Here is a 26284-nt window from a genome sequence, read left to right as displayed (position 1 = left end):
GCTGTCCAAAAAGTCAAACGCTCTAACGGACACGGAAGTCCGTTAGACGCGTAAAACGCAGATTTTGAAATTCTAACGGACATCCTTGTCCGTTAGAGCCCCAAAATGGGTAATTATTGGATAATTTTCACTGTAACGGACATCAATGTCCGTTACAAACGCAAAAAGTTAAAAAATAAGCGCTAACGGACACGGATGTCCATTAGCGTTTTTAATTGAATCAGATACGCGGATCGGCTTTTTGGACAGCCCCATTCTTTATGGTCATTCTATGATGGCGGTAGCCGGGAGAACGTGACAGCCCCTGGGGACAACCCCGTACACAAAAACGGTTCTCCCCCTACCACCGACCATCACGATTGAGCTGGTTGAGGCGTTGACCTCGTATCACAAGCGAAGCTGTGAAGTTGGAACCATTGTGGGGAGTAGACCGGTCATTTTTTTGAAGGGAGAACGGAATGAAACCTGTTATTGGCATTGATGTTGCAAAGGGAAAGTCGGTTATCCAGTGTTTTCTTAAACGTAACTGTCCTTTGGGACAAGCGGAAACCATTCTTCATACCCGGAAAGGCTTTGATCGGCTGAAGGCGTTGCTTGTCGATCTGGAGCAGCAGACAGGGGAAAAACCACCGATTATTTTAGAGCCTACAGGACACTATCATCGTGTGCTTGTCCCGTTTTTACAGCAGGAAGAATTTCAAGTGATCTTGGTTAACCCCTTGCAAGCACAAAGGGCAAGAAGAGTAGGCTTACGCAAGGTGAAAACGGATGAATCCGATGCTTGGCACCTGGGCGATTTGTATTATCAGAATGAAGATTGGCTGGCTCATCCCATACGGAAGGAGGCTTTTACAGACCTTCAGTTCTTAACTCGCCAACAGGAGTTCGTGACAAGCTTGTATGTGCAAGCCCGGCTTCATATGCGCGCCTTACTTGATCAATTCCTTCCAGGATACGATTTTACGGATTTGTTCTCAAAGACATCTTTAAACCTACTAGAAGTTTGTCTGGTGTCTGATGATCCACAGGAAGAGAACGGGTATGAGTCGATAAAAAAGGCATCCAGAGCTTGCCGCTCAGATGCATGGGTGAAGCGGAAGGCTCAGTCGATGCATACCGTAAGTCAGATGAATCCGGTGACCGCTATTGGTTTTGGGTTGAGACAATCCCTTCTGACGATGCTGAAGGTGATCCGTGAGCTTCAGGAGCAGCTTGCCCATGTAGAACAAGTCATTTATGAAGTGTCCCAAACGATCCCACAGGAGCAATTGCTTGAATCCATTCCAGGAGTCAGCACGAAACTAGCCACTGCAATCGTAGCGGAGATAGGGGATGGATCGCAGTTCAGTCATCCCAAGCAAGTCGTGGCCATGGCGGGACTAGATCCAAGTGTATTTAGCTCAGGAAAGTTTACGGCTAGTGAGAACCGAATCACAAAACGTGGTTCTAAACGCTTGAGACGAGCCGCGTATCTGGCGGTTATATGCGGATTAAGGAAGGATTATAATCCACGCCTACGAGTGTACTATGACAAGAAAAGAAGCGAAGGGAAGCCCCATAAAGTAGCCGTGATCGCTTGCGCCAACAAGGTATTACATCACGTCTACGCCATGCTTAAAAAAGGGCAACCATTCGCTACTTAAATCTCTTTATTCCATAAACTTCCATGTATTGGAGGTTTATTTGTCATACGCAAAATTCAGTATACCAAAACCCGCTGTCCAATAAAACAGCCTATTGACAAAGTATTAGCTGTTTTTTTTGCGCTGCCAGAAATTTGCCCCGGTAAAAGGGGGAAACGCGGTCTTTGTCGAATTTAGGGAGAGTGCAGTTATAGCACGCCAACTAAGACTTACGGATAAAATGCGGAGGTATTTATAGATGAAGACGAGGCGCGTCAAAATTATGGGAACCGGAAAATATATGCCGAGTCGAATAGTGACTAATGAAGAAATGGACGGGCTGTTAAACACGCCAAAGGGTTGGGTCCTCAAAACAACGGATGTAACTGTCCGCCATTTTGCAAGTCAGCACGAAACTGCGTCCTATATGGGCGCACGAGCAGCCGAGGATGCCTTGAAGGCGGCAGGCCTAACCCTTGCGGACATCGATTGTTTGGTTTGCGCAAGCGGGACGCGGGAGCAGGTATTGCCAAGTACGGCCTCGCTGATTCAGCTGCAGCTGGGGGAAGCCATGTCCGGCGTTCCGGCATTTGATATCGATGCGACCTGCATCAGCTTTCTTGCGGGGCTCGACATGATGTCTTATTTGGTCGACGCGGGACGTTATCGGCATGTGCTGCTGGTCTCAAGCGAAATTGCTTCGGTCGGCTTGAACTGGAAGGAAAGGGAAAGCGCCGCTTTGTTTGGAGACGGAGCGGCCGCGGTTATTATCGGCCCATCCCGCGAGGACGAAAACTCTGTCATCGTTGGTTCATCCATAAAAACATACAGCCAAGGCGCAAAGCTATCGGAGGTGCGCGGCGGCGGCACAAAGATGCATCCCCGCGAGCATAACGCCGAAACAGCGGATAATTACCTTTTTCACATGAACGGACAGGCTATTTTCAAAATGGCTTCCAAGCTGCTTCCCGGTTTTGTGGATGAGCTGCTGGCCGTCAGCGGATGGCGGATGGAGGACTTTGCCGCGGTAGTTCCGCATCAGGGCAGCGCCATGGCGATGCGGCTTATGCGGAAGAAGCTGGGCATATCCCGCGAGCAGTTAATCTACATTACGCCAAATCACGGCAACACGATAGCCGCTTCGATTCCGATGGGACTGCACGAAGGCATCCGGCAAGGGAAGATCAAACGGGGAGACCGGGTGTTATTGATTGGAACGGCGGCAGGATTGTCGCTGGGAGGGATCACTTTTGTCTATTGAGGATTATCCGGATAGCCGGGGTTTGACGATTTTGCTCACGGGAGGCAGGGCGCCTTGTACGCTGGAGCTGGCGCGTTCCTTCCATAGCGGGGGCCATCGGGTGCTTGTGGCGGAAAGCGCGCGGTACCATTTATGCCGCGTGTCGCGGGCCGTGGAGCGTTCCTTTTTCGTTCCGGCTCCCAATGCCGATCGCCAGCGTTTTCTGCAAGCGATCGAAGACATTGTGACGGAGCAGCGGGTAGACGTTCTGATCCCGACCTGCGAGGAGATCTTTTTTGTCGCACAAGGATTGGAGAGCCTTTCCCGCCATTGCAACGTGTGGTGTCCGCCGCTGGAGCAGCTGAGAGAGCTGCATGACAAGTGGGAATTTGTGCGGCTGGCGAGCTGTCTTCGTTTGGCGGTTCCGGAATCCCGGCTGATTGGGACGCCGCAGGAAATGCTTGCCTTTGGCAAGGAAGCTCTGGACCGCCATATGGTGCTCAAACCGGTCTATTCCCGGTTTGCGTCGCGGGTAATCTTTTTGGATATGGGGGATTCCGAGGCTAAAAGAGTTGCTTTGTTGCGCAAGGCGGCAGCTTCCGTATCCCCTGAAACGCCGTGGATCGCCCAGCGCCAAGTGGACGGGCGACATATCAGCACGTACAGCATCGCCCATGAAGGGGTGTTGCTTGCGCATGCCGCTTATCCCGGCCGCTACCGGATCGGGGCCGGGGCAACGGTTTATTTTGAACCGCTGGAGCACGCGCCATCTCTGGAGTGGGTATCCCGTCTGGTTTGCGCTATCGGGTTTTCGGGGCAAATCGCCTTTGACTTTATTGAAGAAGAAGGCGGGGAGTTATATGCTCTGGAATGCAATCCCCGGGCAACAAGCGGCATCCATCTGTTTGGCACGGACGGGAGGTTGCGGGAAGCATTTCTTTCTCCAAATGAGCTTAAGGCTTCAGGGTCGTTGATTAGCCCGGAGCGCTCCGTCAGCATGTTGGCTGCTGGCATGCTTGCAGCTGCTCCGGGGAATATCTCAAGCTGGAGCGGCCTGCGGAGCTGGTTTGGAGATTGGCGGTCTGCCCGCGATGTTGTTTTCCGGCGAGGGGACATAAAGCCGTCCATTGAGCAGCTGGGCGTATTGCTGGAGTCTTGGCGGGTCAGCCGCAAGGAAGGTTTAACGCTGAGTCAGGCCACAACAAGGGATATCGAATGGAATGGTGAAGCATGAAAAAGGCATTGGTAACAGGCGCTACCGGATTTTTGGGCCAGCATGCCTGTACGACGCTCCAGTCCCGAGGCTGGGAGGTAACTGGCCTTGGAAGAAATACGGCGGCAGGGTCAAGGCTGGAAGCAAAAGGTATTACGTTTGTCCATGGCGATTTGAGGGATGAGACAGCTGTGGCTTTGGCGTGCGCCGGGCAAGATGCCGTTTTTCACTGCGGCGCTTTGTCGTCCCCATGGGGACGCTACCGGGATTTCCACTCCGTAAATGTGGACGGAACCAAACATGTCGTGCAGGGCTGTCGCAAACACGGCGTACATCGGCTGATCCATATCTCCACGCCCAGCATTTATTTTGACAATAAGAGAGACCGCCTTGACGTTGCCGAAAATGCCGCGTTTCCCCCGAAGCAGGCAAACGCTTATGCGGCGACGAAGCTGCTTGCGGAGAGAGTTGTGTTTGACTCTTTTCAAAGCGGACTGGAGGGAATAATTCTTCGGCCTCGCGCTATCTTCGGGCCGCTTGACAACGCTTTGCTTCCCCGGCTGATGCGTGCCAACGAAACGGGCGGAGTGCCGCTTTTCCGAAATGGAGACGTCCTGCTGGATCTGACCTACGTCGACAATGCGGTGGAAGCCATGCTGCTTGGCTGGGAAGCGCCGCCTGAGGCGTTAGGCCAGGCTTATAATATAACAAACGGCGAACCTGCCAAGCTGGGCGACGTGCTTGCGGAATTGTTCGGCATGCTGGGAGTGACATTGCATACGAGGGATATTCCCTATCCAATCGTTCATGGAGCGGCGGCTCTAATGGAATGGACTCACCGTCTGCTTCCTTTTTTGGGCGAGCCAAAGCTCACCCGCTACTCCGTAGGCGTATTGGCCAAAAGCCAGACGCTGAATATTAAGCGGGCTCGCGAGCAGCTTGGCTATGCCCCCAACGTAAGCCTGTACGAAGGACTGAGGCGTTTTGCACAGTGGTGGAGCGACGGCGGATATACGGACCTGTATGAAAATATAAACAATGGTGGCGTTTAAGATGAAGGCGATAACTGAACAAACCTTATCGGGAGAGCAGTCACAGTGTTTGGATGCAACATCGGGCCGGCAAGCGGCCGGTGCTTACATGCCGGGCGGCGCTTCGGGTCAGACGGTCAACTCAAACATACGTGTGGAACTGGAGCTGTTTGCGGCGGGTTATTGCCGGCATCCCGAATTTTTGACCCTGGCCGGGGGGACGTTCAAGCCGGTTTCGTTTCCTGCCGGCTTTGCTTTGATTACACATCCCGAACGGGGATACATTTTGTTTGACACGGGATATTCGGAGCGCTTTTTTCAAGAGACCAGCAAGCTGCCTGCCCTGTTGTACCGGTGGATTACTCCCGTCATTTTTAAAGAAGAGGACAGCGCGTTGAATCAACTGAAGCGACTCGGCATTGAGGCAGAGGAAATTCGCTATGTCGTATTGTCCCATTTCCATGGCGACCATATAGCGGGGCTGCGGGATTTTCCTAACGCCTCTATCCTGTATAAGGGAGAAGCGTATGATGCGGTAAAGGGGCTCCCGGCGTTTGCCGCGGTAAAAGCCGCTTATTTGCCGGGTTTGCTGCCGGATAATCTTGAGGAACGTTCCTTGCTGATGGAGGATACGGCCCGAATTCCGCTGGGGGAGGATTTTCCTTTTGAATATGGCTATGATTGGTTTGGCGACGGTAGCTTGATTGCGGTGGACGTGCCGGGACATGCAGCGGGGCAAATCGGCCTTTTTCTGGTGACGGAATCCGGTCCATATTTTCTATGCGCCGATGCCGTATGGTCAAGCCGCGCTTTCCGCGAGCGTCGCAAGCCCCATGCTGCCGCCCGGATTATTATGTCGAGTCGGACTCAATATGAAGATTCCTTCCAGCGGCTTTGCTCCCTGCATGAGCGGTTTCCGCAAATTGAAATTGTTCCAAGCCACTGCGCCGAAGCATTGTGGCGGGGGAAATGGAGGGACGGCTCGTGAGTTCTGGCGGCCAAAGGGAAAAACGCGGACTGAAGTGGCTAGCCATCTTTCTTCAGCATTACTTCTTAACCCGCTACAGGCGAAGGTGGCGGGACCGGAAAAGCTTCGAGGCATGGCAGGAGCGCCAGGTGCTGAAACAGCTTGCTTTTGTCAGGGAGCATTCGCCCTTTTACAGGGAGCTGTGGAGCGATACGCCGCTTGCCGAATGGAAGCAATTTCCGGTCATTAACAAAACGATGATGATGGAGCATTTCGACGCGCTGAACACGGCGGGTATTTCCAGGGAAGGCGCGATGGAGGTTGCTCTGGAGGCGGAGCGAACGCGTAATTTTCAACCTGTGATAGGAGAAACAACGGTTGGGTTGTCTTCGGGCACGTCGGGCAATCGGGGGTTGTTTCTGGTGGGCCAAAACGAGCAAGCTGCCTGGGCCGGAGTCATGCTGGCGAAGGTGCTGCCAAAGCCGTTTTGGCGGGGTGAAAAAATCGCGTTTTTCCTTCGGGCAAACAGCAACTTATATCAATCTGTTCAAGGCGGGAAGCTGAAATTTCAATATTTTGACCTGCTGGACGACCTGCAAAACCATGTGGAGAGGCTTAACCCTTACAACCCTGGTATTGTGGCTGCACCGCCATCCATGCTTCGATTACTTGCCATGCAAAGGGAAAAAGGGCTGCTTGACGCGCGCCCTCATACGATCATTTCCGTCGCGGAGGTGCTGGATCCCATTGACGCGGCTATGATCCGGGATACGTTCGGGGTACGGATTCATCAGATTTACCAATGCACGGAGGGGTTTCTGGCGAGCACATGCCGCTTTGGCACGCTGCATCTAAACGAAGATATCGTCCATATCGGGAAGGAATACGTGGCGGGGGACAGCTCCGGCCGCAAATTTGTTCCCATCGTCACAGATTTTTCCCGCTCGACCCAGCCCATTATCCGTTATCGGTTAAATGACGTATTGACTGAGGCGGAAGCCCCGTGTCCATGCGGCTCGTTATTTACCGCCATTCAAACAATCGAAGGCCGCTGCGACGATGTTTTTTATTTGGCTTCGGAGGAGGACGGAAGGCTTATTCCCGTTTTCCCCGACTACTGGTCGCGCGCGATCATCTCCGCCTCCCCGTCCATTTCGGAATACCGGGTGATCCAGCATGGAGCGGCCGATGTTGAGCTTCAGCTTCTTATTGCTCCCGGCGCTGCTCAGAGAGACATTGAAGAGCGGACAGCCGCCGCTATCGCAGACCTGGCGCGGAGAATGAACTGCCGCGTACCAAGCTTGACGTTCAGCAGCTATTCCCGGCAGCCCAAGGAGCAAAAGCTGCGCCGCGTAGAGAGGAGATGGGTCGTTGAAATCTGACGTCTTCTTTTACGATCAAACTAATTTTCATACTCTCGTTTGGCCGGATAGTGAGGATGGACGTTACGGGAGAGCTTATCTGGAACCGCTGATGCGGGACGGTGCGAGGCCGTTCATTGCCAATGTTCATACCAAGTTAGAGGTTGCCGTAATCGACGATCTCATTTTGCCTCTTACCGTTAATGAAGGCGAATACGACAATGCTTACGTGGTGTCGCCCTATACGCATTATGTGGCGTATGCCAAGCAGGAGCTGATGCTTCTGAAATCGCCTCTACTGGAAAAGGGATTGTCAGTGCTGCTGGATGTGTTGGGTTACGGGATGAAAAAGAGCCATTTTAACCGGGTTGTGCATATTAACAACTGGCTGCTGTCGACCAATCTGTTTCCTCGTTTGAGGGGAGAGCAGCTGTTGTCTGTCCTGGAGGCCGTGAAGGACCGTTTTCCGAAGCATGCCGTCGTCATTCGTTCCTTGTGCCCCTCGCTTCACGGGGAGCTGTTGGACCACATGCGGGCAGGGGGCTGCAAGCTTGTGCCAAGCCGGCAAGTTTACTTCTACCACGCCAATGACCCCGGCTTTGGAAATGCGAAGTCGCGCTGGCTGCTGAAGCGGGATTTTGAGCTAATAGACAAAAATGGTTACACTTTCGTATCTGCAAACGAGATGACAGACGCGGATATCCCTAGAATCGTTGAGCTGTACAAGCTGTTGTATTTGGACAAATACTCCATGCATAATCCGCAATTTAACGAGGCCTACATTGCTTTGGCCAAAAAAACGGGCATTCTGAATGTGTACGGCTTGCGCAAAAACGGGCGATTGGACGCGGTCATGGGTTATTTTTGCCGGAACGGGGTTATGACGACTCCCTTGTTTGGATATGATACAACGTTGCCGCAGTCGCTGGGGTTGTATCGAATGTTATCCGCTTGCCTGATCAGCCAGGCCCGTGAAAACGGACATTTGCTCCATGAAAGCGCGGGCGCTGCGCAATTCAAGCGAAACCGCGGCGCAATCGCCGATTTTGAATATTCCGCGGTATATGACGGGCATCTGCCGCTTGGCAGGCGTTGGGCCTGGTCGCTGCTGGAGGGGCTGCTGAACAAAGTTGGCGTGCCTCTGATGCAAAAGCTGAAATTGTAGGACATGGGAGGAATAAGTATGGCGTCACAAGGTGAACCGGGGAAAAGGTCTGTGGGGGATAGGGAAGCAGCATCGGAAAGGGCCGCTGCCCTCATCACGGGAGCATCCAGCGGATTTGGCATGTTGACGGCGGTTAAGCTGGCAGAACAGGGGTATCGGGTTATTGCCACGATGAGGGACCCCGATAAGTCGGCGGAGCTGCTGGAGCGGGCCAGGCGCGCCGGGGTTGCGGACTCAATTGAAATCCGCAGACTGGATGTAACGGATTCAAGCGCGATAGAACGTGTTGTTGCCGAAACGATGCAAAACCATAAGAGAATTGACGTTCTGGTCAACAACGCAGGTTTTGCCGTTGGCGGCTTTGTGGAGGATGTTCCGATGGAGGACTGGCGGCGGCAGATGGAAACCAATTTTTTTGGACTTGTGGAGATGGCTAAAGCGGTTATTCCTATCATGAGAAATCAGCATAGCGGCATGATTATCAACATTAGCAGCATTAGCGGACGTGTCGGGTTTCCCGGTTATGCGCCTTATGCCGCCTCCAAGTTTGCGGTAGAGGGGTTTAGCGAAAGCTTGCGGCATGAACTGAGTCCGTTTGGCGTCAAAGTGGTCCTGGTGGAGCCGGGAGCGTACCGGACCCCGATTTGGGACAAAGGTTTGGGACAAATAAACAACCCTGATCATTCGCCTTATCGGAAAAGGCTTCAGGCCATCATGAGTTATTCGCGCCGGTCGGGAGAGGCGGCGCCTGATCCCCAGCAAGTGGCCGATTTTATCGGCAGGCTGGCTGGCAGCCGCTCGCCTAAACTTCGTTATCCGCTTGGACAAGGCGCCGTGCTAGCGTTGTGGAGCAAAGCGCTGCTGCCGTGGAATTGGTTCGAAGGCATCATCCGCCGCGGCACCCGTTAGGGCGCGTACACACACCCTGGGAGGTTAATTGGAAAATCAACAGGGAATGAAGTACAATAAGCAGGATGTGTTAAGCGAGGGCTTAAAGAGTTTAGTTCTAAGCAACCACTTGAAGTCGGATTTTGCAATAATGGAGGATTATATGTTGAATTGGAAGTCGATTGTAAAAGGAATGGCAATGGGAACGGTCGAAACGGTTCCCGGCGTCAGCAGCAGCACGATAGCTATGTTGATGGGAATCTATGAAAATTTGATTGAAGCGATCGGGAATTTGACCTCCAAGCGGTGGAAGGAAGGGGTCGCATATCTGATTCCGATCGGAATCGGAATGATCGGCGGTTTTCTGGTATCGGTATTGCTGATCAGCTATTTGCTGGAGCATTTCATGCAGCCGACGCATTTCCTGTTTATCGGGCTTGTTATCGGAATGCTGCCATCCCTGTGGAAGACCTCGCGGCAAGAAGCCAAAAGCTCTTTCCGGTTTATCCATGTTGTTCTGATCCTGCTGGCTTTTGCCGGAATTGCCGCAACCCGTTTCCTGGATCAGTCCGGGGTAGCGACGATGAGCAATTTGTCGGCGGGAGACTATCTGTTTCTGTTTGCTTCCGGCTGGCTTGCCAGCACGGCGCTGATATTGCCGGGAATCAGCGGCGCTTTGGTGCTGACCATTCTGGGCGTGTATTACACGGCGATATCCGCCATATCGGAGATGGATATTCCGATTCTGCTCGCGATTAGCGCCGGCATATTAGCAGGCGTGCTTCTGACAAGCAAGCTAGTGCGGTTCCTGTTAAAGCGGTATACGCTAATTATGTATTCGTTAATGATCGGCATGGTGGGTGGTTCCATCATCGTGTTGTATCCCGGTTTTCCTAGCGGCGTTTTGTCCATTGCCGTTTGCATCGCCGCATTGGGGGCAGGCTTCGTGATTGCTCTGTTTGCGGGACGAATTAGCCGGAAACAACAAATATAAATAACGAATTTAACAGCTCTCTCTTGTAAGCCAAGTGTGGCGGTTAGGTGCTTCGGGTCAGAACAGTCGTGTGACTCAAGTCCAACCGACCGATCTTGCTGCTGCCAGGCGGAGGGCTGTTTATTTTTGCTTTCCTTTTTTGGGGAGACAATATGTGTTCACATCACTTTGAAGTTAAATTATGTTAAACGATATTGCCACATCAGAGAAAAACTACTATAATTAGTTCATTGTGCCTATCTAATGTATGTTATTATTTACCTTAGTGCCGCTGAACCGATAATTGAATAGCCCGGCAAACCTATCGAAAGGTAGGGACGCAAAGCTAAAGGGACTAAATCCGCGGGGATAAGTCAGCCAGTTGCATAATCGTAATTGGTGAATGATGGAGGAGTATCCATATTCGCCTTTTTTGTAGTGGCGGATTTGCGGGTAATTTTGGAATAGCAGCCGGGTGAACAGGCAGGTGCTGGCATTAATTTAGAAGAGTTGCAGAAGTAGGAGCAAGGCATCTAAGACTAACGGGAGGGCAATACATTGAGACAACATGAGCAGGCAAACAAGAGAAAGAGATTTTTTGGCCGTATATCCGTAAAAATGACAAGCAGTATTCTAACTCTGGTCCTACTGATATGCGCGGTATTTGCAGGTATGGAAGTTGTAATCAGCCAAAAGCTTGCGAAACAGCTGGAGGATCAGTTTGTGATCCGGCTGGAAACGAATATTTTGGAGCTTCAAAATTATCTGCACTCGATTCCCGAAAACGCCAGTGAGATCGACAGTGTTAATCACCCCGCCTATATCAAAATAAAAGAACGGCTAGAGCAAATTAAACATGACAATTATCTCGAAAACGTCTTTATTCTGGGACGGCTCCAGGGACGGGAACAAATTATTGTTTTGACCGGGGACGAGGATTATTACGGCCAAGATTTCGAGTTTAGCTCAGAGATCAATCATACGATGGAAACCGGGCAATCGACCATCAGCTCGATATACGAAGATGGATTTGGTACCCATAAGTCGATCTTTATTCCACTGTCGGACAGCAACGGTCAAACCTTCGGGATAGCTGGCATCGACATTAATGCATCCGTTGTGCCGCAGGTTAAAAAGGATATTTTCTGGACAACAACCACCATTATGATTGCCGTGGCAGTCATTGGCTCGCTGGTAGCCTATTTGATTAGCCGCAGCATCACAAAGCCGGTTATCGCTCTTATGCACGGCGCGGAAAAAGTGGCGGCAGGCGATTTAACGCAGCAGGTGGAGATCAAACGGAATGATGAGCTTGGCAAGCTGGGCGAAGCTTTTGGCGATATGCGCCGGAATCTGGAGAAATTGATTACGCAAATTTCCCAGTCGTCCACTACCGTGTCAGGGACCAGCGAACAGCTGTATCATGCGGCAAACGACATGAGCGCAAGCTCGCAGCAGGTGGCTACCTCCATGAACAGCATGAACGAAGGAGTTGCCGAAGTTGCAACGTCCATCGCAGACAGCACCGCATCCATTGTGGAAGTCAATTCGGATCTGACGAGAGTGACAGCGGAGGTTAAGATGATGCAGGAGATGGCTAATGCAGTGGCCGGCCAATCCGAGGACGGGCAACAGCTGGTTGAAAAAACGCTTAGCCAGATGAATACGATCCAGCAGGAAATGCAGCAGTCGCAGGAAGCGGCTGCGCAGCTTGGCTCCCGTTCGAAGGAAATCGGCGAAATTATTCATATCATTACCGAAATCGCGGCGCAAACAAATTTGCTTGCGTTGAATGCCTCCATTGAAGCGGCGCGGGTCGGCGAGCAAGGAAGAGGATTTGCCGTTGTAGCGGGCGAGGTGAAGAAGCTGGCGGAGCAATCTTCCGAAGCGGCCAGCTCCATTACGGAGCTGATCTCCAGTACACAGCATGAGAGCGAGCGGGTGCTGCAAAGCATTGCCCAAGGCAATCAGGCCATCGAAACGGGCCAAACCTGGATTCATGAAATGTATGAAAATTTCAAAGTCATTTTCAACGGCGTTTCTTCCTTTTCGGGTCAGATGGAGGGTTTGAAGCAGGCGCTCGAAAAAGCCGACAGTTCCTTTGAGATGATCTCCAACGCCATGCAAAAAATATCCGGTGTTACAGAAGAGCAAACCGCCGGATATGAAGAGGTTGCCGCGGCGGTTGAGGAGCAAAGCGCTACGATGCAGCAAATGACGGCTTCTTTCCGCAATTTATCCCAGATGGCTTCGGAGTTGCAGCAATCCGTTCAATTTTTTACGATCAAGCAATAAGATGAAACGGACAAGGCACCGGCTGGAATCCGGAGGAGTGGAAGGAAGCTCAGCGGACCTTTGTGAAGGAAATGCCGAACAGGGAAATCATTGATGTGGATAGCTCCCACTACGTGCATGATATTCAGTATGAAGCTATTGCTGAGAGGATTAAGGTTTATTTTGAAAAAACGCAAGTTCTCGGGATCGAATAACCCGGAACTTGCGTTTTTTTCTAAAGTTTTAAGAATGGATGAAGCGATGGTGAAAAAAGGAGCGTTGACAGGACTCAGGCAGCATGATTATATTAAATATTATAATTCCAATTGAAATACTATGAATAAAGTGGTGGAGGTGTTTCTGCTGAATATTGAAAACATAGAAGCGTTTGTGTATGTGATTCATTGCGGGAGCTTCAATAAGGCGGCGGAAGCGTTGTTCCTTTCCCAACCGTCGGTTACGGCCAGAATAAAAACGCTGGAGCAGGAATTAAACTGCAAGCTGTTTGATCGAGATGGCAAGCAGGTCAATATTTCAGAGGACGGTAAGCGGTTTTTGCCTTTTGCCCAGCAAATGCTGCATGTGTACAATACCGGGAAGCTGTATCTCAATCAGAAAAAATCGCTGCCTAACGAATACCGGATCGGGTGTACCATTTCAGCAGCAAACTATATTATTTCCGACTTAATCCCTTATTTGAAAGAGCGTTTTCCGGCGGCCAGCTTCAAGGTTGCGACGGGGACCACCGATTATATTGTAAGCAAAACGCTGAATAAGGAAGTGGATATCGGACTTATTCGCAAGTCCCATCATCCCGCGCTGCAGTCGCATCGTCTATATGTCGATCCCATCAGGCTTTATGTATACCGCAACCATCCGTTTTTATTGGAGGAGGACCATATATCCGTCGAAGATGTCGCCAAGGGGCCGCTCGTATTTTTTGAATGCGGGTCGCTGGATTGGCTCCGTATTCATCGCATCTTCGAAAATCTGGAGCAGCCGCCGAACATTGAAATTCAGACGGATAACTCAGAAGCTGCCAGGAAATTGATACTTCGAGGGGCCGGTATCGGCTTTTTGCCCAGTTTGAGCGTGCGCCAGGAAGTGGCGGATGGGCTCCTGTATCCCATTTTGCTGCCGGAAACGGAAGGCATTGCGCTTCAAACCAACGTGGTTGCTTGCCCGGGAGAGCATGCGGAGCTGTTCGAGGCGGTTGTCCAATTCAGCAAGAAAATAGGCGGATTGGATTATTGAATTGCCATATAGAAGTTATCTATAAGGAAACCCATTGACGTCACTCATGCCGGAGTGATACTTTTTATACAACAAATAATTCACACTTATCGGGTATGAATTATATGATTAAACTATCAACGCTTAGCGGGGGGAAATCATTATGAAAAAATGGTCCATTTTAACGGTTACTGCAGTATTGACACTGGCGTTGACGGGGTGCGGAGCCGGAAGCGAAACAAAGTCGACATCAGGATCTGGCGGAGAAGCGGCGCCAATTAAAATTATTGTTGGCACAGGCACGCAGTTTCCCAATGTATGCTTTATTGACGAAAACGGAAATTTGACCGGGTATGACGTTGAGCTGGTGAGAGAAATCGACAAACGTCTGGATGATTATGAGTTTGAATTCCAAACGCTGGAATTTACCAACTTGCTGCTAAGCCTGGAAACGAAAAAAATCGATATGGTTGCCCATGAAATGGAGAAAAATCCGGAACGCGAAGAGAAATACCTGTTTAACAAAGAGCCTTATTCGCACTGGAAAAATAAAGTCGCAGTTGCAAAATCCAATAACGCTGTTCAATCCATTGATGACTTGAAGGGCAAAAAAGTGCTGACAACGGCTACAAGCGCGCAGGCGATCCTGCTTGAAAACTATAACAAAGCCAATAACAACGCGCTGGAAATCGTGTATCAAAACGGCGCCGCAAACGATTCCGTAGCTCAAGTCGTATCCGGTCGCGCAGAAGCATTCCTGGCGGCGGACTTTACTCTTCCGCTCATTGATCCAAACGGCGAATTAAAGCTGGTTGGTTCTCCGCTCAGCGAGTCCAACACCTTGTTTATGTTCCGCAAGGATGATGCCGATCAGCAAAAACTCGCGGACCGCGTAGACGAAGCGCTGAAGGAAATCAAAGCGGACGGCACATTGAAGCAGTTGAGCGAACAATGGCTTGGCGCGGACTACACAACTTCGGAAATCAAATAATACCGTCAGGAAAGGCAGGCCGCAACAATGGGAGCAACTTTTGACTTTAGCTTCGTCATTCAGTACTTCATCAAGCTGCTTCCGACCGTTCAGCTTACGCTGTTAATCGTGGCTAGCGCAATCGTGATCGGACTTGTCGTCGGCTTTCTTGTAGCCCTTCCGCAAATGTACAACATTCCGGTGCTGAAGCGAGTATCCCAGGTATATATCTCCTTTTTTCGCGGCACGCCGATATTGATTCAGTTATTCCTGTTTTATTACGGATTGCCGGAAATGCTGAAGCTGATTGCCGTGGATACCGCCAGGGTGCCCTCCTTGTATTTCGTTATCCTGACCTATGGTTTGCACAGCGGAGCTTTTATGTCGGAAATGATTCGGGCATCCGTTGCCGCTGTGGACCGGGGACAGGTGGAGGCTGCTTATGCGGTTGGCATGACGGGGCCGCAAGCCTTCCTGCGAATCGTGCTGCCCCAGGCGATTGCGACCGCGCTGCCGGTTTTCTCCAATCTGGTCATTGCCAGCTTGAAGGATACATCGCTAGCCTTCAGCGTAGGCGTCATGGAGCTGACGGGCAAAGCGTCTACGCTTGCGGTTGTATCCAGACATCTGATCGAAGCCTATATTTCACTTGCTATCATCTATTTTATCGTAAGCTTTGTGTTGGAAAGGCTGCTCCGGCTGCTTGAGCGGAGAGTGCAGAAGAGGGGGATGGCGCCGATATGAAACTGGATGTTTCCTTTATCTGGACTGCGTTTGTTGAGCTGTTAGGCGCCATTCCGGTTACGCTCGCCATTACGGCTGTATCCGTCATATGCGGTTTTTTGATCGGAACAGTCGTTGCACTTTCCCGGCAGTTCCGGGTGCCGGTGTTAAGCCAACTGGGTTCGGCTTATGTCACCTTCATCCGCGGCACACCGATGATTACCCATCTGCTGTTGATCTACTTCGGCGTACCGATGCTGCTGGACGCTATCGCGGAAGCGCTTGGTCTTGGTTTTCGATCTGCTTCCATCCCGATGATCGGATTTGCTTTTCTATCGTTTTCGATAACGGCAGGGGCTTATGCGTCGGAGGTGGTCAGATCGGGATTGCTTGCCGTGGATCGAGGACAGCTCGAAGCGGCCTATTCCATCGGAATGACGCCTCTGCAGGGACTGCGAAGAATCGTGCTGCCGCAAGCTTTTGCTGCCAGCCTGCCCAATATCTCCAACATGCTGATCGGCATGCTGCATGGTTCATCGCTGGCGTTTACGGTATCGGTGGTCGAAATAAATGCCAAAGCGCAAATTGTGGCAACGACTAACTGGAAGTTTTTTGAGGCTTATCTGGCTGCGGCTCTTATTTATTGGGGCCTGACATTTTTGATTGAAAGGCTGAGCGCGCTGGCGGAAAAGCGGTTCAAAGCGTATAGCCGGGGAGGCGTGTCATGATCGCATTAAAAAAAGTTCGCAAAAGCTTTGGCAAAAACGAGGTGTTGTCGGGAATCGACCTGAAAGTGAAGCGGGGCGAGGTAGTCGCCATTTTGGGTCCAAGCGGCTCCGGCAAAACGACGCTGCTGCGCTGCATCAATTATTTGGAGAAACCGGATTCCGGAGTAATTTCGATAGGAGATTTTGCGCTGGATTGCAAGCATCACGGCAAAAAGGACGTACATGCGCTGAGGCAAAAATCGGCGATGGTGTTCCAGCAATATAATTTGTTCCGCCACAAAACAGCGCTGCAAAATGTGATGGAAGGACTGGTCGTCGTCCGCAAGGTGTCAAAAGCCGAAGCGCGAGAACGCAGCATCGCCCTTCTGGAGAAAGTGGGGCTCGGAAGCAAGCTGAACTCTTACCCCAGCGAGCTTTCGGGCGGACAGCAGCAGCGCGTCGGTATCGCGCGGGCGCTTGCGATCAATCCGGAAGTGATTCTGTTCGACGAACCAACGTCGGCTCTGGACCCCGAACTCGTGGGCGAGGTGCTGTCCGTTATTCGCCAAATCGCGGAGGAAGGCATCACGATGATCATCGTGACCCATGAGATGGGTTTTGCGCAGGAGGTTGCGAATCACGTTGTTTTTATGGATGGCGGCGTAATCGTGGAGGAGGGAGAACCCAAGCAATTGTTCCGATTCCCCAAAGAGGAGCGCACAAAACAGTTTTTAAAGCGAATTACTCCGGAAGCGGGTTATTCCATTTAGACCGCTTTTCAGTATCGAGAAGATGGGAAGAAGCTAGAAATCGAGTAGCGGAGCTTAGTGGGAGCTAAGTGAGAACTACCTATCAAAGGAGGCGATGGTGGGATGTCGTTTACATTGGGAATATTGGATCAAAGCATTGTTTTTCCCGGCTACACGGCCGCGGAAGCGCTGCGCAACACGGTAAAGCTGGCGAAGCTTGCGGAATCGCTGGGATATGAACGCTTCTGGGTTTCGGAGCATCATGACTCCGAAGGTGCCGCCGGTTCCTCGCCGGAGGTACTGGTGTCCTATTTGCTGGCTCAGACAAAAAACATCCGAATTGGTTCGGGCGGCGTCATGCTCCAGCATTATAGCCCGTATAAGGTTGCGGAAAACTTCAACGTATTGGCATCGCTGGCTCCCGGACGGGTTGAGTTGGGCGTCGGCCGTGCGCCAGGCGGACTTCCGCGTTCCACAAAGGCTCTGCAGAAAGGAATCGCGGAACCGGAATCGCTGGAGGATAAGCTGGCTGAGTTGAACGTTTTGCTTCACTCGGCGACAGATGAAACTCACCCGCAGCCAGGCTTGACCGCACATCCTCTGCCCCAGAAGCCGGCGGATGTTTACGTGCTGGGCACAAGCGTCTCCAGCGCGGAGTTGGCGGCAAAGCATGGTCTGCCCTATGCGTTCGCCTTGTTTATTAACAATGATCCCGAGACAGCAAGCACTGCGTTGAAGCTGTACCGCGATCAGTTTAACCGGGGAGCGGGAAGGGAGCCGCAGCCGATTCTGGCTTTGTCCGTCATAGCGGCGGATACGGTGGAGGAGGCCAATGAATTGGCAGGCCAGCACAAAAGCGTACGTGTAACGCTTGACAGCGGAAAGACGATTAATGTACAAACGCTGGAGCAAGCGCAAGAGTTTGCGAGGCAAGCCGGCGAAACCTATACGGCGGTGGAGCGCGAAGCGGATATTACACGCGGCACCAAAGAAACCGTGCGTAAGCGGCTGCTGGAATTGGCGGAGGAATATGCCGTAGACAGCTTTATCTTCACAACGATCGTACCTGACTTCGATAAACGCGTCCGTTCGTTCCAACTGCTCAAAGAAGTCTTTGCGGAGGAATTGGTATGACCCGGGAAAATGGAGCTCAGGCACAGCGGGGAGCTGTACTGGAGCAGAATCATACATCGTCGGACGAGCGGGCGTTTGCCGAAAGGCTGGTCGCGATCAGGCGGCAGCTGCATGAAAGACCGGAGCTTTCCTTTGAGGAATTCGAAACGACCGAAGTCATAAAAAACTGGCTGACGGAAGCCGGAATCACCATAGTAGATTACGGATTGCGAACAGGCGTAATCGCGGAGCTGGGAGGCAAAAACGATGGCGGCGCGAGCGGAAATGACGGCGTGGACGGTAAAGGGAGCTCGAAAGTCCAGGCTGCTTCAAGCCGCGCGCCAATCGTAGCGCTCCGAGCAGATATCGATGCTCTGCCGATCCGGGAGGAAACGGGATTGCCGTATGCTTCCACAATCGACGGCCGGATGCATGCCTGCGGCCATGATTACCATACCGCCGCTTTGCTGGGAGCCGCTTTTTTGCTGAAAGAGCGGGAGAGCGAGCTGCCGGGCGTTGTAAGGCTGCTGTTTCAGCCGGCGGAGGAAAAAGCGAAGGGCGCCCAGCAGCTCATTGCAAAAGGAGTGCTTGACGGAGTGGACGCCGTCTTCGGCATCCACAACAAACCGGATTTGCCGGTAGGCACAATCGGCATTCGCAGCGGTCCGCTCATGGCAGCCGCCGACGGTTTTGTTGTGGAGGTGGACGGAGTTGGCACTCATGCCGCGGTTCCGGAAGCCGGAATCGATCCCATCGTTACGGCTTCGCATATCATTACCGCGCTGCAGTCCATCGTTAGCCGCAATGTCAGCGCTTTGGACAGCGCAGTGATTAGCGTAACCAGGCTGAATGCCGGAAGCTCATGGAATGTCATTTCGGAAAAGGCCGTGTTTGACGGAACCATTCGTACGTTTACAAGCGAGGTTCGGCAAGCGGTTAAAGGAAGATTTGAAGGCGTTGTGGCAGGCGTAGCGTCTGCGTTTGGCACAACGGCCAGAGTGGAATGGCTGGACGGTCCGCCAGCCGTTCATAATGACGAGCGTTGGGCTTCCGTTGCGGCCGAAGCCGCAAGAGGCGAAGGGCTGACGGTAGTGGAGCCGCAAGTGTCTCCTGCCGGTGAAGATTTTTCCTTTTATCTGCAGCAGACGGAAGGGGCTTTCCTCTTTGTCGGCACAAACGGCCCGCATCAGTGGCATCATCCCGCCTTTGATCTGGATGAGTCCGCATTGCCGGGTACCGCCGGTTTGCTTGCGGCAATTGCCGATAAGGCTTTGAAGCAGCTTGCCGGGTTTTGAAAATGACCTCCTTCAGGGAGGTTTTACTAAATAGTTGTCTGAATATTGAGAAAAAGGCGGGGTTATGATGGGAAACACGACAGTGAATGCGGAATCTGCGATTTTAACTTATCTGCATGCCTATAGCGATATTGAAGAGGAAATTGAAGGATTATCGGAAGATCAGCTGAAATGGAAGGCATCTCCTCAATCATGGAGCATTACCGAGGTGTTAGCCCATCTGGTCGATCATAGCATTGTCGTTTCTTTTCGGATTCGCGAAATTTTGGCGGGTTCAAGCGTTCGTCTTCCCGCTTTTGAGCAGGATGCCTGGGTCGCAGGACAAAAGGCGAATGAGGAATCCATCGGAGAATTGCTCGCCGCCGCCCATGCCTTGGTTCGCTACAACACCGGTTTGCTGGGTCGTTTAAACGATGCAGACTGGAAAAAAAGCGGAATCAATGCCAAGGGAGAGCCGGTACAGATTGAAGCTATCATTCCGGCTTTTGTAGCCCATGTTCAAAATCATTTGAACCAGATTCGGAGAGTCAAACAACAATATGCCGGAAAGCAGGTGTAAGGATGGGAGAAGCGCAAGCTGCGGGAAATGATACGGCGGAGCCGGAAAGAGTGAACCGGCGTCTTTCCATTCGGGAAGCGGTACCTGGAGATCGCCAGATACTCCAGATTGTGCTGGTTGACGCGTATAGCGAATATGAGCGGACTTTGCCGGCAGCGCGATGGCTGGAATACAAGGACAGCATCATTCATGCCATTGATTCAGCGCCAACCATTGCGAGACTTGTAGCGGAACTGGATGGCGAAGTGGTGGGAAGCGTATTTATCTTTGATTCCTCCGAGAAGGCGTATGGCAATCCGGTGCTTGGCATCCAATCCCCGATCATCCGGCTGCTGGGAGTGTCCCGTAAGGCGCGCGGAGCTGGCGTCGCCACCGAACTGATTCGGGCAAGCGCAAAAATCGCCAGCGAAAGCGGCGCCTCGACTCTGCATCTCCATACCTCGGACATGATGGATTCTGCCGTTCGCCTCTACGAGCGGCTGGGCTTTGAGCGAGCCTACGATAAAGAATTTATGGCGGGTGAAGTGCTGGTCAAAAGCTATCGGCTGCATCTGGCCGACACCTCGCTCCTGCAATAACGATGCCATTCAACCATATGGGAGGTTTTTGAAATGGGAAAAAGAAAACAGCTTAAACTGGGAACGATTATTCATGGCGTAGGCGGCAACATTTCCGGCTGGCGGCATCCTGAAGTGCCTGCGGATGCCAGCGTAAGCTTCGATTTCTACAAACGCCAGGCGCAAACGGCGGAGCGGGGAAAGTTCGACCTTGCTTTTATCGCGGACGGCCTGTTTATCAATGAAAAATCGATTCCGCATTTTTTGAACCGCTTTGAGCCATTGACGATCTTGTCCGCGCTTGCCGCGGTCACATCCCGTATCGGTCTGGTCGGCACGTTGTCCAGCTCGTATAGCGAACCGTTTAACGTTGCGCGCCAATTCTCTTCGCTGGACCATATCAGCGGCGGGCGCGGCGGCTGGAATTTGGTGACGTCGCCGCTGGAGGGTTCGGCGGGCAATTTTAGCCGAAAAAGCCATCCGACGCACGAAGAGCGTTACGAAATCGCGGAGGAATATCTGGATGTTGTGCGCGGGTTATGGGATTCCTGGGAGGATGACGCATTTGTACGGGACAAAGAATCCGGCGTTTTCTTCGATCCTGAAAAGCTGCATCGCCTTAACCATGAAGGCAAGCATTTTTCCGTCACCGGCCCGTTAAATATCGCGCGCTCCAAGCAGGGCCAGCCGGTTGTATTCCAGGCGGGTTCGTCGGAGGCGGGCAAGCAGCTTGCCGCCAAAGCCGCCGATGCCGTGTTCACCGGCCAAGAAACGATAGAGGAAGCCAGAGCTTTTTACCAGGATGTGAAGGAACGGGCCGTCAGGGAAGGCCGCTCGCCGGATGATATCGCCATTTTGCCCGGAATCGCTCCTATTATCGGAAAAACCGAGGAAGAGGCGGAACGCAAATATCAGGAGCTGGCTGGTCTCGATTCCATTGAAAACGCGCTGAACTTTCTGGGACGATTTTTTGAGCATCATGATTTTAGCCAATACGATCTTGATGCGCCGTTCCCGGAGCTTGGCGATTTAGGCAAAAACTCGTTCCGCAGCGGCACGGACAAAATCAAGAGCAGAGCCAAGGAGCTTGGGCAGACTCTTCGCCAGGTTGCGTTGGAGACAGCAACTCCGCGCAGCGCGTTCAGCGGCACGCCAGAGCAAATAGCGGATACGATTCAGCAGTGGTACGATGCGGAAGCGATCGACGGATTTATCGTCCATACCCATATTCCGAGCGATTTGAATGAGTTTGTGGATCATGTCATTCCGATTCTGCAGGAGCGCGGGATTTTCCGTACGGAGTACGAGTCCGACACGCTTCGCGGCAATTTGGGGTTGTCTTTCCCCGTTAACCGTTATGTGCAAAAATCTTTCCAACAGGAAACCCGATCTGTCCTTTGAGAAACCATTAGACAACCAAGTGAAAACAAAGCGTCAGGGAACAAGCCGCGATAAGGCGGTTATGTTCCCCGGCGCTTTTTTGCCTCCAGAAGGATGGAGTATACTGGTATAGTGTTCTACCGCGAATCTTTGAATAACGAAGGAGATCGGGATGAAAAACTATATCGTTTTTGGTGCTAGCAAAGGTTTGGGAGACGCATTCGTAAAGGGTTTGCCGGAGGCAGGGGATACGGTCTGGATCGTCTCCAGAAGCAAACCGGATAGCATGGGGATTGGGGATGGAGTGGAGCGTAAATGGATTCCGGCGGATTTGTCCCAGCTAAACGCGGCAAGCGTGATTGCGTCCGAGCTGCATGGCCGGAAATTAGATGTATTGATCTATAACGTGGGCATTTGGGAGAAGGAAGGTTTTGAGGACCATTATGATTTCGAGAAGGATGATCCGGCCGATATCGCCAACATCATTCATGTCAATATCACTTCAACCATCGCTTGTATCCAAGCGTTATTGCCAAATATCCGCCAATCCCGCAACGGGAAAATCGTTCTGATCGGCTCAACAGCCGGGCTGGAGAATACCAATAACGGGCAAGTTTCGTTTGTTGCTTCGAAGTATGGCTTGAGAGGCGTGGCGAGCGCCCTGCGCGAACATGTTCGGAAGGACGGAATCGCCGTTACTTGCATCAACCCCGGAGAGCTTGCTGCCGAAATTCCGTTTGAAGAAGGAGGGGACAAGGCGATTCAGGAGTACGGGGGCACGAGGATTCCGGTTCAAGATATCGTTTCCATCGTCAAATGCCTGGTGTCTTTATCTCCCGCAGCTTGCGTCAAAGAAATCCATGTGCCTGCGATGACGGATTCCAATGCTTGATCACGCCTTTTTACGCATCGCGTACAAGCTATTATTGAATGAGAATCCGGTGTGATATACTAACACTTGCAAGCGGTGCAATCCATTCTGACTAAGGGGCTGGCTAACATGATTCAAAAATTGGGACAAGTAATGGTTTACGTCAACGATCAGGATAAGGCTGCTCAGTTTTGGACAGACATGATGGGCTTCCGCATTATAGCGGATATGGACAAGGACAAGGAGTCCAGAGGCATACAAATCGGTCCGGCAGGCGGCGCAGAAACCAGCATTATTCTTTACAACAAGGATTTTGTGGCCAAAATGTCCCCTGGAATCACACTCGGCGCCCCTTCGCTGATGTTTATTAGCGATCAGTTTGACCAGCTTTACAGCAGCTTGAAGGACAAAAATATGAAAGTCGGCGATATTGTTCAATTGCCCGGAGGAAGAGTATTTAACTTTGCGGATTATGAAGACAATTATTTTGCTGTAATGGAGAACAATTAAACCCGCTTTTCAGTAAGGAAAGACGGGATGAATGTAGCTGAAACAAAGGAGCCGTCACCCCCGCGAAAACGCGTGGAAGAAAGGCTCCTTTTTAAGTTGCTGTAATGTTATGTGCGCTGCTCCGTGAGGTAGGTTTTGACCGCAGGAGGCGTATAAGTAGCGAATTGCTCCAAGAGGCCGCTCGCGGAGTTGTCCGCAAGCACCATTGAGCGGTATTTGGACTGCATAAATCCTTCGCGCTCAATCGTATCGAACATAGCAATTAGTGAGTCGAAATAGTGATTGACGTTTAATAGTCCAGACGGTTTTGTATGCAGACCCAATTGTCCCCATGTGAAAATTTCAAAATATTCTTCAAGAGTCCCTGGACCGCCTGGCAATGCAATAAAGGCATCGGCAAGCTCTGCCATTTTGCTCTTCCGTTCATGCATGGATTCTACAAGAATAAGCTCGGTCAATCCTTGATGCGCGATTTCACGATGCTGCAAAAAATGCGGCAAAACGCCGATGACCTTCCCGCCTGCTCCAAGCACGGCATCCGCCACCGCCCCCATTAGACCTACGTTGGCGCCGCCATATATGAGCGTTAAGCCGCGTTTGCCCAGTTCTGTCCCTAGCGCGATGGCGTTTTCCTTATAAACCGGCGATACGCCTTCGCTCGACCCGCAAAAAACCGCTATGCTGTTCATGCTGCGCTCTCCCTTTCCATCATGCTTTAGCATATCGCTTGGCCAGCTTTTCCTGATGGGCCAAAAAGATTTGTTGAAGCGATATATCATACTTATTGGCGATGACAATCAGATTGCCCAAGACATCGCCTAATTCCTCTGTTAGCTGGTTCCGGTTCTCTTCCGTGCTGCCCGCAACTTCGTCCGGCCGGTCTCTGCCAATTTCCAGCGCCCGGATAGCTCGTGCTACTTCTCCGGTTTCTTCTGCAAGAAACCCGATGCGAACAAAGATGTCAAGCTCGGCCCAACCACGCTCTCGATAGTATTGTTTAACCCAGTTCTGAAACTCGTTAATATCCATTTTACTCCTCCGAAAGTTTGATGTACAGAACGAATGTTTGCCAAACAAACTTTAACATATCCTTTAGTAATCTGGTAGTGGAGGTTGAAAGAGATGGTGGAATGGTCGGAATCCCCTCTTCCTGCAGCATGACAAAGCATCCATTGCAGGGGGCTGTCCAAAAAGCCGATCCGCGTATCTGATTCAAATAAAAACGCTAATGGACATCCGTGTCCGTTAGCGCTTATTTTTTAACTTTTTGCGTTTGTAACGGACATTGATGTCCGTTACAGTGAAAATTATCCAATAATTACCCATTTTGGGGCTCTAACGGACAAGGATGTCCGTTAGAATTTCAAAATCTGCGTTTTACGCGTCTAACGGACTTCCGTGTCCGTTAGAGCGTTTGACTTTTTGGACAGCCCCTTTGCCGTGTCGCAAATAGTGAAACATGTAACCAACTATTCCAATTTATTTCAAAATCCAGGCAGGTAATTGCCAGGCGGGAACGAATCCAAATGGTATTGTCAAAATACCTTGATTAAGGGGGAATCAATTTGTTTGCTCACCATCAACAAGCGATAGAAACCGTTACGTTTAAGCTCAAAGAAAGAGAGGAAGTGTTAGGCGTTATCGCCGGAGGTTCGGTAGCTCATGGCTTTGCCAATGAAAGCTCCGATATTGACCTGATGATCGTTGTGTCCAACGATAAATACAAGGAGTTGGTCAATAAAGGCGATCTGCATTACTACGAAAGGGATTCGACTCCCTATGAGGGAGGATATGTCGACGGGAAATACACCTGTGAGTCCTTGATTCGGGAGGTTGCGGAACGTGGAAGCGAGCCGGCCCGTTTTGCGTACAAGGACGGAATCGTTACGTATAGCGAAATTGACGGCCTGCAAGAGTTGGTTCGCAAGGCGGCGTTATATCCCGTGCATGAAAAAGGTGAAAAGCTGGAGAAGTTTTACGCGCAGCTCGAGGCTTGGAAATGGATGTTTGACGAGGGATTAAAACGAAACGAAATTTACTTGATGGACCATGCCGCCGCCCATGTGGTGTTGTTTGCTGGAAGACTGATTTTGGCCCATAACGAGGCGCTGTATCCTTTTCACAAATGGTTTATGCGCGTTCTGGACGGCGTGGAGGGGAAGCCTGACGGCCTGATTCCGCTTATGGAGCAGACCTTGAGGCACAAAACCAAAGAGAACATTGACGCGTTGTTTGATAGCGTTGCCAGCTATCGCGAATGGCCCAAGCCGGAGAAGGGCTGGCCTGTCCGCTTTATGCTGGACAGCGAATTAATGTGGCGGACCGGACACGTGCCGGTTGCTGATATGTAAATCATAAATGCCGAAAGGACTGCTGTGACATGCAGTCCTTTTTTTGTTGCAAGTGTATGGCGGCATGTGGTACACTTCTTTCAACGGTGTATGGTGTGTGGTCATACACTCATTACAATTAAGCCGTTTTTATAGCGAGGTGAAGATATGGATGAAGGATTGCCGCTGCTTTTTGAAGAGTTTGCATTAAATCCCGCGCGTCCGATCTACGAGCAATTTGTTGAACAGATTCGCGCCAGAATTGTTAGCGGCATTATTCAATCTGGCCAGCGCCTGCCCTCTGTAAGGGAGTTTGCCGCAGACAAAAGAGTGAATCCTACAACGGCGGCCAGAACCTATCAGGAGCTGGAGAGGTCGGGACTTATTGTCACTTATAGAGGCCAGGGGACCTTTGTTACCAGCGAACCTGAGGTTATTGAGAACGCTCGCGCCGAGCTGGCAAGAGCGGCGGTGCAGGAGCTGAAGAGGACGGCAAAGGCTTTGGGATTGTCGTTGGAGGAAATGCTTGCGCTTGGAGAAGAGGAGGAGTAAA

Annotated in this window: 26 protein-coding genes and 1 riboswitch; of the genes, 24 read left to right on the top strand and 2 right to left on the bottom strand. The window is 51.4% G+C overall.

The genetic code is table 11. From position 1 onward, the window contains the following. The first annotated feature begins 458 nt into the window (after positions 1-458). From ACX93W_RS08990 to ACX93W_RS08885, 22 genes are all read left to right on the top strand, one after another. The gene (locus ACX93W_RS08990; RefSeq protein WP_459391955.1) at positions 459-1643 is read left to right on the top strand and encodes an IS110 family RNA-guided transposase; all 1185 of its coding nucleotides are present in this window, start codon (positions 459-461) and stop codon (positions 1641-1643) included. 238 nt (positions 1644-1881) lie between these two features. Beyond that, positions 1882-2883 carry a beta-ketoacyl-ACP synthase III gene (locus ACX93W_RS08985; protein WP_459391954.1) on the top strand — a complete coding sequence of 334 codons (1002 nt, stop codon included), beginning with the start codon at positions 1882-1884 and terminating at the stop codon, positions 2881-2883. Then, a complete protein-coding gene (locus ACX93W_RS08980) occupies positions 2873-4096 on the top strand; it encodes an ATP-grasp domain-containing protein (protein WP_459391953.1) in 1224 nt (407 codons plus the stop codon). Before ACX93W_RS08985 ends, ACX93W_RS08980 begins: the two co-directional genes overlap by 11 nt. Then, positions 4093-5127 (top strand): NAD-dependent epimerase/dehydratase family protein, encoded by a 1035-nt coding sequence (locus ACX93W_RS08975; protein ID WP_459391952.1) that lies wholly within the window; start codon positions 4093-4095, stop codon positions 5125-5127. Before ACX93W_RS08980 ends, ACX93W_RS08975 begins: the two co-directional genes overlap by 4 nt. 1 nt (position 5128) lies before the next feature. Further along, positions 5129-6094, top strand: a complete 966-nt coding sequence (locus ACX93W_RS08970; RefSeq protein WP_459391951.1) for an MBL fold metallo-hydrolase — start codon at positions 5129-5131, stop codon at positions 6092-6094. Beyond that, the gene (locus ACX93W_RS08965; RefSeq protein ID WP_459391950.1) at positions 6091-7455 is read left to right on the top strand and encodes a F390 synthetase-related protein; all 1365 of its coding nucleotides are present in this window, start codon (positions 6091-6093) and stop codon (positions 7453-7455) included. Before ACX93W_RS08970 ends, ACX93W_RS08965 begins: the two co-directional genes overlap by 4 nt. Continuing rightward, positions 7445-8599, top strand: a complete 1155-nt coding sequence (locus tag ACX93W_RS08960) for a GNAT family N-acetyltransferase (RefSeq protein ID WP_459391949.1) — start codon at positions 7445-7447, stop codon at positions 8597-8599. The genes ACX93W_RS08965 and ACX93W_RS08960 overlap by 11 nt, the downstream gene beginning before the upstream one ends. An 18-nt stretch (positions 8600-8617) precedes the next feature. Beyond that, positions 8618-9508, top strand: coding sequence for an SDR family oxidoreductase (locus ACX93W_RS08955; protein WP_459391948.1), 891 nt, complete (start codon positions 8618-8620; stop codon positions 9506-9508). 28 nt (positions 9509-9536) lie between these two features. Beyond that, positions 9537-10481 carry a DUF368 domain-containing protein gene (locus ACX93W_RS08950; RefSeq protein ID WP_459391947.1) on the top strand — a complete coding sequence of 315 codons (945 nt, stop codon included), beginning with the start codon at positions 9537-9539 and terminating at the stop codon, positions 10479-10481. 284 nt (positions 10482-10765) lie between these two features. Then, positions 10766-10850, top strand: a riboswitch (cyclic di-GMP riboswitch). 168 nt (positions 10851-11018) lie between these two features. Next, on the top strand, positions 11019-12755 hold the full coding sequence (locus ACX93W_RS08945; RefSeq protein WP_459391946.1) for a methyl-accepting chemotaxis protein: 1737 nt from the start codon (positions 11019-11021) through the stop codon (positions 12753-12755). A gap of 333 nt (positions 12756-13088) precedes the next feature. Further along, positions 13089-13988, top strand: coding sequence for a LysR family transcriptional regulator (locus ACX93W_RS08940; RefSeq protein ID WP_459391945.1), 900 nt, complete (start codon positions 13089-13091; stop codon positions 13986-13988). Positions 13989-14130: 142 nt separating this feature from the next. Next, a complete protein-coding gene (locus ACX93W_RS08935) occupies positions 14131-14958 on the top strand; it encodes a transporter substrate-binding domain-containing protein (protein ID WP_459391944.1) in 828 nt (275 codons plus the stop codon). 27 nt (positions 14959-14985) lie between these two features. Continuing rightward, positions 14986-15681 (top strand): amino acid ABC transporter permease, encoded by a 696-nt coding sequence (locus tag ACX93W_RS08930; protein ID WP_459391943.1) that lies wholly within the window; start codon positions 14986-14988, stop codon positions 15679-15681. After that, positions 15678-16388: an amino acid ABC transporter permease gene (locus ACX93W_RS08925; protein ID WP_459391942.1), complete on the top strand. Its 711-nt coding sequence runs from the start codon at positions 15678-15680 to the stop codon at positions 16386-16388. The genes ACX93W_RS08930 and ACX93W_RS08925 overlap by 4 nt, the downstream gene beginning before the upstream one ends. After that, positions 16385-17137 carry an amino acid ABC transporter ATP-binding protein gene (locus tag ACX93W_RS08920; protein ID WP_459391941.1) on the top strand — a complete coding sequence of 251 codons (753 nt, stop codon included), beginning with the start codon at positions 16385-16387 and terminating at the stop codon, positions 17135-17137. Before ACX93W_RS08925 ends, ACX93W_RS08920 begins: the two co-directional genes overlap by 4 nt. Positions 17138-17239: 102 nt before the next feature. Beyond that, a complete protein-coding gene (locus tag ACX93W_RS08915) occupies positions 17240-18250 on the top strand; it encodes an LLM class flavin-dependent oxidoreductase (RefSeq protein ID WP_459391940.1) in 1011 nt (336 codons plus the stop codon). Then, positions 18247-19524, top strand: a complete 1278-nt coding sequence (locus ACX93W_RS08910) for an amidohydrolase (protein WP_459391939.1) — start codon at positions 18247-18249, stop codon at positions 19522-19524. Before ACX93W_RS08915 ends, ACX93W_RS08910 begins: the two co-directional genes overlap by 4 nt. 64 nt (positions 19525-19588) lie before the next feature. Continuing rightward, complete coding sequence (locus tag ACX93W_RS08905) at positions 19589-20083, top strand: DinB family protein (protein ID WP_459391938.1); 495 nt, start codon at positions 19589-19591, stop codon at positions 20081-20083. A gap of 2 nt (positions 20084-20085) precedes the next feature. After that, on the top strand, positions 20086-20661 hold the full coding sequence (locus tag ACX93W_RS08900) for a GNAT family N-acetyltransferase (RefSeq protein ID WP_459391937.1): 576 nt from the start codon (positions 20086-20088) through the stop codon (positions 20659-20661). A 33-nt stretch (positions 20662-20694) separates the two neighbouring features. Next, on the top strand, positions 20695-22041 hold the full coding sequence (locus tag ACX93W_RS08895) for an LLM class flavin-dependent oxidoreductase (RefSeq protein ID WP_459391936.1): 1347 nt from the start codon (positions 20695-20697) through the stop codon (positions 22039-22041). Between the two features lie 151 nt (positions 22042-22192). After that, entirely contained in the window at positions 22193-22912 is a 720-nt protein-coding gene (locus ACX93W_RS08890; protein ID WP_459391935.1) for an SDR family NAD(P)-dependent oxidoreductase, read from the top strand. A gap of 108 nt (positions 22913-23020) precedes the next feature. Further along, entirely contained in the window at positions 23021-23401 is a 381-nt protein-coding gene (locus tag ACX93W_RS08885; RefSeq protein ID WP_459391934.1) for a VOC family protein, read from the top strand. A gap of 107 nt (positions 23402-23508) precedes the next feature. On the opposite strand, the gene ACX93W_RS08880 is transcribed toward ACX93W_RS08885, so the two are convergent. After that, positions 23509-24090 (bottom strand): LOG family protein, encoded by a 582-nt coding sequence (locus tag ACX93W_RS08880; protein ID WP_459391933.1) that lies wholly within the window; start codon positions 24088-24090, stop codon positions 23509-23511. A 19-nt stretch (positions 24091-24109) separates the two neighbouring features. Next, on the bottom strand, positions 24110-24430 hold the full coding sequence (locus ACX93W_RS08875; protein ID WP_459391932.1) for a MazG nucleotide pyrophosphohydrolase domain-containing protein: 321 nt from the start codon (positions 24428-24430) through the stop codon (positions 24110-24112). Between the two features lie 536 nt (positions 24431-24966). Here ACX93W_RS08875 and ACX93W_RS08870 point away from each other — a divergent pair. Both ACX93W_RS08870 and ACX93W_RS08865 read left to right on the top strand, forming a co-directional pair. Next, entirely contained in the window at positions 24967-25752 is a 786-nt protein-coding gene (locus tag ACX93W_RS08870) for a nucleotidyltransferase domain-containing protein (protein ID WP_459391931.1), read from the top strand. A 147-nt stretch (positions 25753-25899) separates the two neighbouring features. Beyond that, a complete protein-coding gene (locus tag ACX93W_RS08865; protein WP_459391930.1) occupies positions 25900-26283 on the top strand; it encodes a GntR family transcriptional regulator in 384 nt (127 codons plus the stop codon). Position 26284: the final 1 nt, after the last annotated feature.

The organism is Paenibacillus sp. CAU 1782 (assembly GCF_054551715.1).
The sequence above is the reverse complement of the archived record's forward strand: the minus strand, read 5'-3'. Positions and strand labels throughout refer to the sequence as shown.

Excerpts from the sequence above, each read along its gene's own strand:
- ACX93W_RS08990 (WP_459391955.1), top strand. The coding sequence starts at position 459 with ATGAAACCTGTTATTGGCATTGATGTTGCAAAGGGAAAGTCGGTTATC.
- ACX93W_RS08985 (WP_459391954.1), top strand. The coding sequence starts at position 1,882 with ATGAAGACGAGGCGCGTCAAAATTATGGGAACCGGAAAATATATGCCG.
- ACX93W_RS08975 (WP_459391952.1), top strand. The coding sequence starts at position 4,093 with ATGAAAAAGGCATTGGTAACAGGCGCTACCGGATTTTTGGGCCAGCAT.
- ACX93W_RS08970 (WP_459391951.1), top strand. The coding sequence starts at position 5,129 with ATGAAGGCGATAACTGAACAAACCTTATCGGGAGAGCAGTCACAGTGT.
- ACX93W_RS08955 (WP_459391948.1), top strand. The coding sequence starts at position 8,618 with ATGGCGTCACAAGGTGAACCGGGGAAAAGGTCTGTGGGGGATAGGGAA.
- ACX93W_RS08935 (WP_459391944.1), top strand. The coding sequence starts at position 14,131 with ATGAAAAAATGGTCCATTTTAACGGTTACTGCAGTATTGACACTGGCG.
- ACX93W_RS08930 (WP_459391943.1), top strand. The coding sequence starts at position 14,986 with ATGGGAGCAACTTTTGACTTTAGCTTCGTCATTCAGTACTTCATCAAG.
- ACX93W_RS08925 (WP_459391942.1), top strand. The coding sequence starts at position 15,678 with ATGAAACTGGATGTTTCCTTTATCTGGACTGCGTTTGTTGAGCTGTTA.
- ACX93W_RS08920 (WP_459391941.1), top strand. The coding sequence starts at position 16,385 with ATGATCGCATTAAAAAAAGTTCGCAAAAGCTTTGGCAAAAACGAGGTG.
- ACX93W_RS08915 (WP_459391940.1), top strand. The coding sequence starts at position 17,240 with ATGTCGTTTACATTGGGAATATTGGATCAAAGCATTGTTTTTCCCGGC.
- ACX93W_RS08910 (WP_459391939.1), top strand. The coding sequence starts at position 18,247 with ATGACCCGGGAAAATGGAGCTCAGGCACAGCGGGGAGCTGTACTGGAG.
- ACX93W_RS08905 (WP_459391938.1), top strand. The coding sequence starts at position 19,589 with ATGATGGGAAACACGACAGTGAATGCGGAATCTGCGATTTTAACTTAT.
- ACX93W_RS08900 (WP_459391937.1), top strand. The coding sequence starts at position 20,086 with ATGGGAGAAGCGCAAGCTGCGGGAAATGATACGGCGGAGCCGGAAAGA.
- ACX93W_RS08895 (WP_459391936.1), top strand. The coding sequence starts at position 20,695 with ATGGGAAAAAGAAAACAGCTTAAACTGGGAACGATTATTCATGGCGTA.
- ACX93W_RS08890 (WP_459391935.1), top strand. The coding sequence starts at position 22,193 with ATGAAAAACTATATCGTTTTTGGTGCTAGCAAAGGTTTGGGAGACGCA.
- ACX93W_RS08885 (WP_459391934.1), top strand. The coding sequence starts at position 23,021 with ATGATTCAAAAATTGGGACAAGTAATGGTTTACGTCAACGATCAGGAT.
- ACX93W_RS08880 (WP_459391933.1), bottom strand. The coding sequence starts at position 24,090 with ATGAACAGCATAGCGGTTTTTTGCGGGTCGAGCGAAGGCGTATCGCCG.
- ACX93W_RS08875 (WP_459391932.1), bottom strand. The coding sequence starts at position 24,430 with ATGGATATTAACGAGTTTCAGAACTGGGTTAAACAATACTATCGAGAG.
- ACX93W_RS08865 (WP_459391930.1), top strand. The coding sequence starts at position 25,900 with ATGGATGAAGGATTGCCGCTGCTTTTTGAAGAGTTTGCATTAAATCCC.